This is a genomic window from Flavobacterium sp. (assembly GCF_020217025.1).
In the GTDB taxonomy this organism is placed as follows: domain Bacteria; phylum Bacteroidota; class Bacteroidia; order Flavobacteriales; family Flavobacteriaceae; genus Flavobacterium.
Genome location: NZ_JAIWOF010000135.1, coordinates 1 through 10,000 on the forward strand (window position 1 = coordinate 1; position 10,000 = coordinate 10,000).

Annotated in this window: 9 protein-coding genes; 5 read left to right on the plus strand and 4 right to left on the minus strand. The window is 32.1% G+C overall.

What is annotated here, in order from left to right:
* Positions 1-251 precede the first annotated feature (251 nt).
* Positions 252-890, plus strand: a complete 639-nt coding sequence (locus LDL23_RS06690) for a polysaccharide deacetylase family protein (RefSeq protein ID WP_291265015.1) — start codon at positions 252-254, stop codon at positions 888-890.
* Here LDL23_RS06690 and LDL23_RS06695 read toward each other — a convergent pair.
* The 3 genes from LDL23_RS06695 to LDL23_RS06705 form a co-directional block, all read right to left on the minus strand.
* Positions 887-1,183 (minus strand): thioredoxin family protein, encoded by a 297-nt coding sequence (locus tag LDL23_RS06695; RefSeq protein ID WP_026724375.1) that lies wholly within the window; start codon positions 1,181-1,183, stop codon positions 887-889. The two genes, LDL23_RS06690 and LDL23_RS06695, sit on opposite strands and share 4 nt — an antisense overlap.
* Positions 1,184-1,258: 75 nt before the next feature.
* Positions 1,259-2,488: a metallophosphoesterase gene (locus tag LDL23_RS06700; RefSeq protein WP_291265016.1), complete on the minus strand. Its 1,230-nt coding sequence runs from the start codon at positions 2,486-2,488 to the stop codon at positions 1,259-1,261.
* Positions 2,489-2,616: 128 nt separating this feature from the next.
* Entirely contained in the window at positions 2,617-4,149 is a 1,533-nt protein-coding gene (locus LDL23_RS06705; RefSeq protein WP_291265017.1) for a DUF4394 domain-containing protein, read from the minus strand.
* Positions 4,150-4,283: 134 nt separating this feature from the next.
* On the opposite strand from LDL23_RS06705, the gene polA reads away from it, so the two are divergent.
* Entirely contained in the window at positions 4,284-7,139 is a 2,856-nt protein-coding gene (gene polA, locus LDL23_RS06710) for a DNA polymerase I (protein WP_291265021.1), read from the plus strand.
* Position 7,140: 1 nt separating this feature from the next.
* Here the strand turns inward: polA and LDL23_RS06715 are convergent, their stop codons facing one another.
* Positions 7,141-8,598: a P-loop NTPase fold protein gene (locus tag LDL23_RS06715; protein WP_291265018.1), complete on the minus strand. Its 1,458-nt coding sequence runs from the start codon at positions 8,596-8,598 to the stop codon at positions 7,141-7,143.
* Between the two features lie 116 nt (positions 8,599-8,714).
* Here LDL23_RS06715 and LDL23_RS06720 point away from each other — a divergent pair, with 116 nt between their 5' ends.
* The 3 genes from LDL23_RS06720 to LDL23_RS06730 form a co-directional block, all read left to right on the plus strand.
* Positions 8,715-8,969, plus strand: coding sequence for an autorepressor SdpR family transcription factor (locus LDL23_RS06720; RefSeq protein ID WP_111566189.1), 255 nt, complete (start codon positions 8,715-8,717; stop codon positions 8,967-8,969).
* A 3-nt stretch (positions 8,970-8,972) separates the two neighbouring features.
* Positions 8,973-9,614, plus strand: coding sequence for an SdpI family protein (locus tag LDL23_RS06725; protein ID WP_291265019.1), 642 nt, complete (start codon positions 8,973-8,975; stop codon positions 9,612-9,614).
* 42 nt (positions 9,615-9,656) lie between these two features.
* Positions 9,657-10,000 (plus strand): serine hydrolase (locus LDL23_RS06730; RefSeq protein WP_291265020.1); only part of this gene is annotated, 344 nt, incomplete at its 3' end.

Below are 10,000 nucleotides of genomic sequence, written 5' to 3' on the forward strand. Positions count from 1 at the left end.
GAAACCTAGCGAGCAAAACTTTGGCGCTATGGATATTGTTACCGACATTGAACAATATAGAAATTTGCTTCAAGTTGCAAAAAACGCAAATGACTTAGAATTTTATAATAAAGAAAAAGTGAAATTTAATAATTTCAATAAAATGTTCCAACGTTTTGGTAGAGACATGGAATAACTAATTTCTAAAACACAAAATGTTCCAAATGAAAGAAATTTCGTTTGGAACATTTTTTTTATGCTAATTTTACAACATGAACTTCAATTGGGTTAAAACAAATAAATGGATTAAAAAGCTTTTTCATAATCTGGTTTGGGATATTCCAAATTCGGAAAAAAAAATCTATTTAACCTTTGATGATGGCCCAATTCCAGAGGTAACTGAATGGGTTTTAGATATTTTAAAATCAGAAGATATTAAAGCAACATTCTTTTGTATCGGTGACAACATCAAAAAACACCCCGAAGTTTATAAAAGAATACTTGATGAAGGTCATCAAACCGGAAATCACACCTTCAACCATTTAAACGGATGGAAAACCGAAACTAATCATTATATCGAAAATCTCAAGTTGTGCGAAACTGAATACTTAAAACTGAACACCGAACACTCTTTCTTATTCCGTCCTCCTTACGGAAAAACAAAACCTATCCAGTCAAAGGCAATTCGACAACTAGGATACAAAATAATTATGTGGGATGTGTTAAGTTATGATTTTGACTCAACCGTTTCAGAAGAAAAATGCTTAGAAAATGTAATTTCAAATACGGAACAAGGAAGTATTATCGTATTTCACGATAGCGTAAAAGCAGAAAAAAATCTGAAATATGCACTGCCAAAAGCAATACAAGTTTTAAAAGATAAGGGGTTTGTTTTCGATGTAATTTCTTAGGCTTGTTCTTGCACTAAAGAAATTAAAGTGTTGGCATCAAGTTCACCGCTTTGTCTCCATACCATTTGACCTTCTTTATAAATCATTAAAGTAGGTAAACCTTTAATACGAAGCGCTTCAGCTAATTCCTGATTTTTATCCACATCAATTTTAATTACACGCGCTTTGTCTCCTAAAGCAGCTGCTACATGACGAATTACTTCATTCATAGCTACTGAAGGTTCATTCCACTCTGTAAAGAAATCGATTAGTACAGGTACTTGAGCATCGATAAGTTCTCCAAATTTTGACATAAATTGCAATTTATTAGTATCAAAAATATTAATTTTCACACGAAAATAATATACAAATGTAGCATTTTTACTGAATTACGCTACTTTTTCTCCTTTTTTTAGTTCAATAACTGTTATTTCAGGCATAATTCCTACTCTACCAGGGTAAGCATGAAAGCCAAAACCTCGATTTACATAAATGTATCTTCCTGCATTTTCGTATAATCCAGCCCATTGTTTGTAGACATATTGTACCGGACTCCATTTTATCCAACCCGGAATTTCTATCCCAAATTGAAACCCATGCGTATGACCCGAAAGCGTTAAATGATAATGATTGTCGTCGTGCTGAATTTTCTCATCCCAATGACTTGGATCGTGACTCATTACAATTTTGAAATCTTCTTTTGATAATCCTTTTGAAGCTAAACTCAAATCGCCACGCTCTCCAAATTTTCTTCCCCAGTTTTCTACACCAACGATTGCTAATTCTTGATTATCTTTTTTGATTTTTACATGTTCATTTAACAACAATTTGAAATCAATTTTATCATGAATCGCTTTGATGTTTTCAAAATTTTGGGCTTTATCTTGTTTTGATGGCCAATCCACATACTCTCCATAGTCATGATTTCCTAAAATGGAAAACTTTCCAAATTTGGGATTATGAATTCCTTTAAACGTATCAATCCATGGGTCCATTTCGGTAGCATGAGTATTTACAATATCACCAGTAAATAAAACCATATCTGAATTTTGTTCATTTATCAAATCAATCGCGTATTGAATTTTCTCTGCATCATCAAAACTTCCACTGTGAACATCTGAAATATGTGTAATCGTTGTTCCATCAAAAGCATCAGGTAAATCTAAAAAAAATAAGGTTTGTTTGATTACTTTAAAATTGTATTTACCAATAGTAATTCCGTATAAAAAAGAAGCAAACGGAATAGCAGCTATCCCTAAAGCAATCTGACTTACAAATCGCCTTCTTTCAGGTAAAAAACCTTCTGAACCGCTTTTGGTTATTACACCAAATAATCCTGCAAAAAAACGAATAATGTCTTCTCCAAATAAAATGATAGTCAACAATAATTTTGGTACATATAGCAATAACAACAAACCCATTGTCATCATGGTTTTTGGCGTTTGTCCTACTTTTCTATCAAAATGATATAACTGATAAACAATATAAGCTAAGGCAATAGCTGATGTTACATAATAAAAAATAAAAAACCACTTCGATTTAATCAAAGTCTTAAACGCCTGAAAAGCATAGATTTCCAGAATAACAACAAATACTAAAAAAACAATCCAACGAATCATTAGCTCTTTTTTTTGCAAAGTAACTACAACTTTGTCAATTCAATACGTATTTATTAAAATTTTAACGATAAAAAAAGGCTGTAAAACAAATTTGATTTACAGCCTTTTAAATTAATAACTAAAACTCTTTAAAATCCTAACCCAACAGCCATTGCAGTTAGGTTTGGTGAAAAATTCACTACACGAGTTGCAGCACCAGTTGTTAAATTGATTCTGTAAACTGCTTGTGTTCCATCTACAGTTAAAATTGAGAATGCTTCATTACTATTTCCTCCAATATCAAAACCATTCATAGATGAAGCAGTTACACCTAAACTTCCTACTAAAACTAACGTTCCATTGTTTGGTGGATTTTGTAAATACAAATTATTATTATTAGTATCAATTACAAAAAGTTGTGTAGTAGTACTTTGCGCAAAATTATTAGTGTATGCTGCAGCAGTCACAGATGGCGTTCCTGGATTTAAACTTCCATCCGTTGCTACAACCGTTCCTAAATCAGGGTGTAAACGTAAGTTTTGCCCAGTATTACTTACCAATCGAATTCTATCAACCGTTGGGTTAAAGTCGAAACCGAAATCTTGTCCAGATAATACTGGTGTCAATCCTGAACCTACCGCTATTACTTGTCCGTTTGCCGTATTAATTGTCAACAATCTACTTTGATTTGTTACGGCATATAAAGCTCCGTTTGCTGGTCTAAAATCTAATCCAACAATTTGCTCACTAGCATTCATTCCTGTTAAAGCAATTGAATTTGAAGAGCCTAAAAGCGGATGTATTCTATATAACATATTAGTAGACGAAGTTGCATAAGCAATTGGTTTTGATTTAAATGCTACTTCTACAATTTGCTGTGAAAAAGTTCCAATCCAAGTAGCTTTTCCAGACATTAAACTGATTGTATATAATCTTGATTCATTATTTTTATTATTCACTGCCATTGCATAGTTAGAATCTGTTAAAATATCCAATCCTCCAGTTCCTTCAAAATCTACTTCTAAAGCCCCAACAAGTTGTAAAGCTCCATCATTTGGCGGGTTTTGAAGATACAACTTATCAGTAGCATAATCAATATCATACAACATAGTTGCTATACTTCCCGCAAAACTGTTTGTATAACCAACCGCTTCAATTTTAGTATTCATAACACCATTGATACTTCCATCTGTCGCCACAACAGTACCTAACTCAGGATGCAGTCTTAAGTTTTGACCATTATTCGAAACCAAGCGAACTCTATCTACTGTTGGATTAAAATCAATTGAACTAGAAGTACCTTCGATCTGAGGTGTAAATGGAGCGGCTCCAATTGGTGTTGCCAAACCAGAAACTTCATTGATAATATACAAACGACTAGTAGAACCTAAACCATATAATTGACCCGTAGCAGGTCTGTAATCAATACTCAGAATGTTTTCTCCTGATTGTAATCCTGTTATTGTTAGATTGCGAATTGGAGCTTCCAAATTTCTAGCATTAAAATAGTAAATCTTATTGTCATTTCTAAGAGCAGCAAAATTTACCAAAGGAGCCACTTCTGGCATTGGAGTTGGCTCTGGCTGAGGCATTGGAGCAGTATCGTCATCAGAACATGCTACAAAAATTGTCAAAAGACTCATCAGTAAAACTGATTTCACAGGTAATAAAATTTGTTTCATAATTAATTTGTTTTTCTTCACTTACGAAAAACATGAAATCATGGTTTTATTTTTCTGAGATTTTTTCTGAAGTAAACAAAAAAGTCCAAAAACACATATATTTTTATAACTTTGAAAAAATATAGAATACCATAATTATGTCACAAAAACGTCTTTTCCTTCTTGATGCTTACGCGCTTATATTTCGTGGGTATTATGCTTTTATAAAAAATCCTCGTATCAATTCGAAAGGAATGGATACTTCTGCCATTATGGGATTTATGAATTCTTTAATGGATGTAATTAAACGCGAAAAACCTGACCATTTAGCCGTAGCATTTGATAAAGGCGGAAGCGATTATCGTTTTGAAATGTACCAAGAATACAAAGCGCATCGTGACGAAACTCCAGAAGCGATTAAAATTGCAGTTCCCTATATTCAAGAATTATTGAAAGCGATGCACATTCCAATTATTGAAAAAGCAGGTTTTGAAGCTGATGATTTGATTGGAACTTTGGCTAAACAAGCCGAAAAAGAAGGTTTTCAAGTGTTCATGGTTACTCCAGATAAGGATTTTGCCCAATTGGTTTCGGAAAATATTTTCATGTACAAACCTGCCCGAATGGGAAATGACATCGAGATTTGGGGAATTCCCGAAGTCTTAGAAAAATTTGAAATCGAGCGTCCAGAACAAGTAATAGATTTCTTAGGAATGATGGGCGATTCTGCTGATAATATTCCAGGATTGCCTGGTGTAGGTGAAAAAACAGCTAAAAAATTCTTAGCGGAATACGGAACTTTAGAAAATTTATTAGCCAATACGCATCAGCTAAAAGGTGCGATGAAAGATAAAATCGAAGCCAATAAAGAATTAGGGATTTTATCTAAAAAATTAGCCACTATCCTACTCGATTGTCCGGTAACATTTGATGCTGACGATTACGAATTATCAAAACCAGATGTTGAAAAAACAGATGCGTTGTTTCAGGAATTAGAATTCCGCCAAATGAAAGCGCAGTTTGATAAATTATTTGGAACTGGAAAAGAATATGACGAAATTGACAGTAATGGCAATACCTCTGAAATTCAGCAACCAACAAAAAAAGCGCCAGCTAAAAAATCGAACGAAGACCAATTTGATTTGTTCGGTTTTAGTGATGAATCGGATGAACCAACTGCGAATCATTCGTATTTTGCGACTTTAGAAAATACGACGCATTTCTACCAAATAGTTCAGGGCGATTTACCAATAAAATTGTTAATGCAGAATTTATTAAATCAAACTTCGGTTTGTTTTGACACTGAAACTACTGGAATTGACGCTTTGAATGCCGAGTTAGTAGGAATGTCATTCTCTTTCGAAAAAGGTAAAGGATTTTATGTTCCGTTTCCGGAAAATAAGGAAGAAGCGCAAACTCTAATTGAAAAATTCCGACCATTCTTCGAAAATGAAAACATCGAAAAAATCGGTCAGAACATGAAATACGATTTGAAAATTCTTTCAAATTACAACATTCAAGTCAAAGGAAAATTATTCGACACCATGATTGCGCATTATCTAATTAATCCAGATATGCGTCATAACATGGATGTATTATCAGAAACTTATTTGAAATATGCACCAAAATCGATTGAAACTTTAATTGGTAAAAAAGGAAAAAATCAATTATCAATGCGCGATGTTCCTTTGGAAGACATCAAAGAATATGCAACCGAAGATGCTGATATTACCTTCCAACTTAAGGAACATTTCCAACCGATTTTAGAAAAAGTAGGTACGAAAAAATTGTTTGACGAAATCGAAATTCCATTAGTTCCTGTTTTAGCCGATATGGAAAAAGAAGGCATTCGTTTGGATGTGGAATTCCTAAAAAGCATGTCGGTTGATATGCAAAAAGAAATCGATGCGTTTGAACAACAAATCTATGAAACCGCGGGTGAGAAATTCAATTTGGCTTCTCCAAAACAGTTGGGTGATATTTTATTCGACAAACTAAAAATTGGTGGCGCGAAACAAAAGAAAACCAAAACCGGTCAATATGCCACTGGCGAAGAAGTGTTGAGTTATTTGGCAAACGAACATCAAATTGTGCGCGATATTTTAGAATGGCGTCAAATGGTGAAATTGCAAAGCACTTACATTGATGCTTTACCAAATCAAGTTGATAAAAAAACGGGGAGAGTTCATACCGATTATATGCAAACGGTTGCCGCTACAGGTCGTTTGAGTTCGAATAATCCAAACTTACAAAACATTCCAATTCGCACCGAAAGAGGAAGACAAATTAGAAAAGCCTTCATTGCACGCGATGAAAATTATACGCTACTTTCTGCCGATTATTCTCAAATTGAATTGCGAATTATTGCCGCTTTATGTGGTGAAGAAAATATGATTAAAGCGTTTCAAAATCACGAAGATATTCACAAAAGTACGGCTGCAAAAGTGTTCAATGTGCCTTTAGATGAAGTAACAAAAGAACAAAGAAGTCACGCGAAAACTGTAAACTTTGGAATTATTTATGGGGTTTCGGCTTTTGGATTGAGCAACCAAACCAATTTATCTCGAAAAGAAAGTGCAGAATTAATTGAAGCGTATTATCAAACGTATCCGAAATTAAAATCGTTTATGACTTCGCAAGTTGATTTTGCTAGAGAACACGGTTATGTAGAAACCATTTCAGGAAGAAGACGTTATTTGAAAGACATCAATTCAGCCAACGCAATTGTTCGTGGTGGTGCAGAACGAAATGCAGTGAATGCGCCAATTCAAGGTTCGGCTGCGGATATCATCAAAATTGCGATGATTAACATTCATAAAAAACTGACTTCTGAAAATTGGAAATCAAAAATGCTATTGCAAGTACATGACGAATTAGTATTTGATGTACACAACTCCGAATTAGAAAAAATTCAACCAATGATCAAACACGAAATGGAAAATGCTTTCAAAATGGCCGTTCCTTTAGATGTCGAAATTGGATTGGGTAAAAATTGGTTGGAAGCGCATTGATTTACAATGCGTTTTTAATTAGTTTTTTCAAACGTTTTAAATTGCATTTTGAAAGATTCTTGTCTTCTAATAAAATCTGCTGTGATTTTGTAGACAAAAACTTGTAATATAAATGTTCAATTTTATTTTTTTTATCGAACAAAAAAATACTGTTTTCATTGAAGTGATTAAATGAAACATTTTTTGTTTCAGTAGGTCCGAAACAAATTAAAAAAACATTCATGAAATCTACTTGTTTATGCTTTAGATGTTTGATTTTTTCTGGGTAATCTTCAAAATTTAAGCATGAAAAATTCCTTTCAATCAAATTAATTACATTCTTTTTTTCAGTATCGGTTGTGATTAAATTCAAGTAAATATTCTTCTTTTTTTCAAAATCTAAAAAATCTCTATAATAATCCTCATAAAATTCATGAAGTATAATTAGATATAAAATTAGAGTAGTTTCAAAAAAACTTTGCTGTACGCCATCTTTCATATCGATATTAGGAAATGGCATAAATTTCATTTGAAGATCGATTTCTTTTAAATTTCTAAGATATTGAAACTTATTTAAAACTTTTTTAACTCTTCTTGGATTTGTAAATTCCAACTCTCTAAAAAATTCATTTATTCTTACATTAATACCATATGTATTCACACCAAATTTATAAATAGTGTCGTCAAAATAATGATTTATTAAATTTAATAAATTATCATATTCTGGCATTGAGAATGAAATATCAAAAATTTTCTCTAAGTACTCATTTGATTTAACAACTTTGCCGTACTTAGTCTTCACAGCCTGATTTACTGCTTTTTTATCAATCCCACAAAAGAAAATCGTTTTCTGACCATATGTAAAAAACAGCTTAATAGAAGATAATAAATTTAGTACTTGCTCAGGTTCACATCTATCTAAATCATCGATGAATACAATATTAAATTTAGGCTTATTATTTAATGTTATTTTATCTTCAAATCTTACAAATTCTAATTTAAAAGCATTCAAAGCTTCATAAAAAGACAATTCTTCTTTTTTGGTTAACTCTTCAACAAAAGACGAAGGATCTAATTCAATGTTATAAATATTTAATTTAACACTTTTACCTAATCCTCTTAAAATTCTACTTCCATACTTTATTAAATCGTCACAAAATTGCTCTCCTGTTTCTATATTTTTTGTGTTAATAAATTGCAAAAGTGACATAGCTAAATTTGTATCTTTTTCAAATTCCCATGCTTCAAAGAAAAAAGTATTAAAATCACTTTTTAACTCCTTTTCTAAATACTTCATTAAACTACTTTTTCCACTTCCCCATTCTCCATAGAGTGTAAACATCTTGATTTCGTTGAGTTGTTCTTTATTACCAACTAAAAAGGCTTTTATTAAATCTCCTTTATCTATTACACCTAAGTAATCATACTCTTTTGTTAAATTTTCAATCGGGAGATTTGCAAGTAATTTTGGCTTTGTCATTGTAAGAATTTTTCATAAATATAACAATCTATTTTGCACAAGGCAAAACAAATTATTCACAATCATTTTGCTATTTCAAATAATATTTAGATATTTGTCTAAATATATAAATTAACATGAACGCAATTTTCAAAGCCTTAAACGACGAAACCAGAAGAGATATTCTGGAATTGCTGCGCAAACAGGAGATGACGGCTGGCGATATTGCGGACCAATTTCATATTTCAAAACCTAGCATTTCGCATCATTTGGATATTTTAAAACGTGCCGATTTAGTCACAAGCGAGAAAAAAGGACAATTTGTAGTCTATTCTTTAAACACTACAATTGTTGACGACATTTTAAAATGGATTATTACCTTAAAAAAATAAAGTATGGAAAAGTTTAAAAAAGAAATTCCGTTTTTAGCAATTGCTTTAATTCCTTTTGTTTATCTAATTTACATTTGGAATCGTTTACCAGAAAAAGTACCTATGCATTGGAATGGCGCTGGAGAAATTGATCGTTATGGCGATAAAAAAGAACTTCTTGTAACATTATTCATGCTAGTTGGAATCACCTATTTTGTTTTCCTAATTATTCCTTCTATTGACCCAAAACAAAAATTACAAAACATGGGCAACAAATTGAATAACTTACGAATGATTCTTACTTTATTTATGTCTGGTTTGGCGGTTTTTATTCTGTATAGTGTACAGCAAAAAACAAGTAATCCTAGTTTTGTACTTGCAATTATTGGCTTGCTTTTTGCTTTCCTTGGTAATTATTTCAAAACCATAAAACCAAATTACTTCATTGGGATAAAAACACCTTGGACGTTAGAAAACGAAGAAGTTTGGAAAAAAACGCATGAATTGGGCGGAAAACTATGGTTTATTGGCGGACTTTTAATGGCATTGACCTTTGTATTACCAAACGAAATGCAATTGTATACTTTTTTAGGAATTACTGCCGTTATTAGTATTGTTCCAATTGTATATTCGTATTTAGAATTCAAAAAAATCAAAAATCAGTAACAAAATAAAATCACAACTACTAATTAGAAAAACAGAAATGCCATGAAAAAATTACTTCTTTTTGTATTTGCTTTTTCGAGCTTCACTTTTGCTCAAGATAAGTTCACACGAATGGATAGTTTGTTGAACTATTTGAATGAAAACAATAAATTCATGGGTTCGTTAACCATTCGCGAAGGTGAAAATGTAGTTTTTAGTAAAGCATATGGCTTTGCCGACGTAGAAAAAAACATCAAGGCTGATCGTTTTACACGTTACAAAATAGGTTCGATTTCTAAAACCTTTACGGCTGTAATGGTAATGCAATTAATCGAAGAGAAAAAATTGACTTTACAAACCAAATTGAATCGTTTTTATCCAAAAATGCCAAATGCCGAAAAGATTTC

Bases quoted from the DNA above. Each gene is read 5' to 3' on its own strand.
- LDL23_RS06725 (WP_291265019.1), top strand. From the start codon at position 8,973: ATGGAAAAGTTTAAAAAAGAAATTCCGTTTTTAGCAATTGCTTTAATT.
- LDL23_RS06715 (WP_291265018.1), bottom strand. From the start codon at position 8,598: ATGACAAAGCCAAAATTACTTGCAAATCTCCCGATTGAAAATTTAACA.
- LDL23_RS06690 (WP_291265015.1), top strand. From the start codon at position 252: ATGAACTTCAATTGGGTTAAAACAAATAAATGGATTAAAAAGCTTTTT.
- LDL23_RS06695 (WP_026724375.1), bottom strand. From the start codon at position 1,183: ATGTCAAAATTTGGAGAACTTATCGATGCTCAAGTACCTGTACTAATC.
- LDL23_RS06705 (WP_291265017.1), bottom strand. From the start codon at position 4,149: ATGAAACAAATTTTATTACCTGTGAAATCAGTTTTACTGATGAGTCTT.
- LDL23_RS06700 (WP_291265016.1), bottom strand. From the start codon at position 2,488: ATGATTCGTTGGATTGTTTTTTTAGTATTTGTTGTTATTCTGGAAATC.
- LDL23_RS06720 (WP_111566189.1), top strand. From the start codon at position 8,715: ATGAACGCAATTTTCAAAGCCTTAAACGACGAAACCAGAAGAGATATT.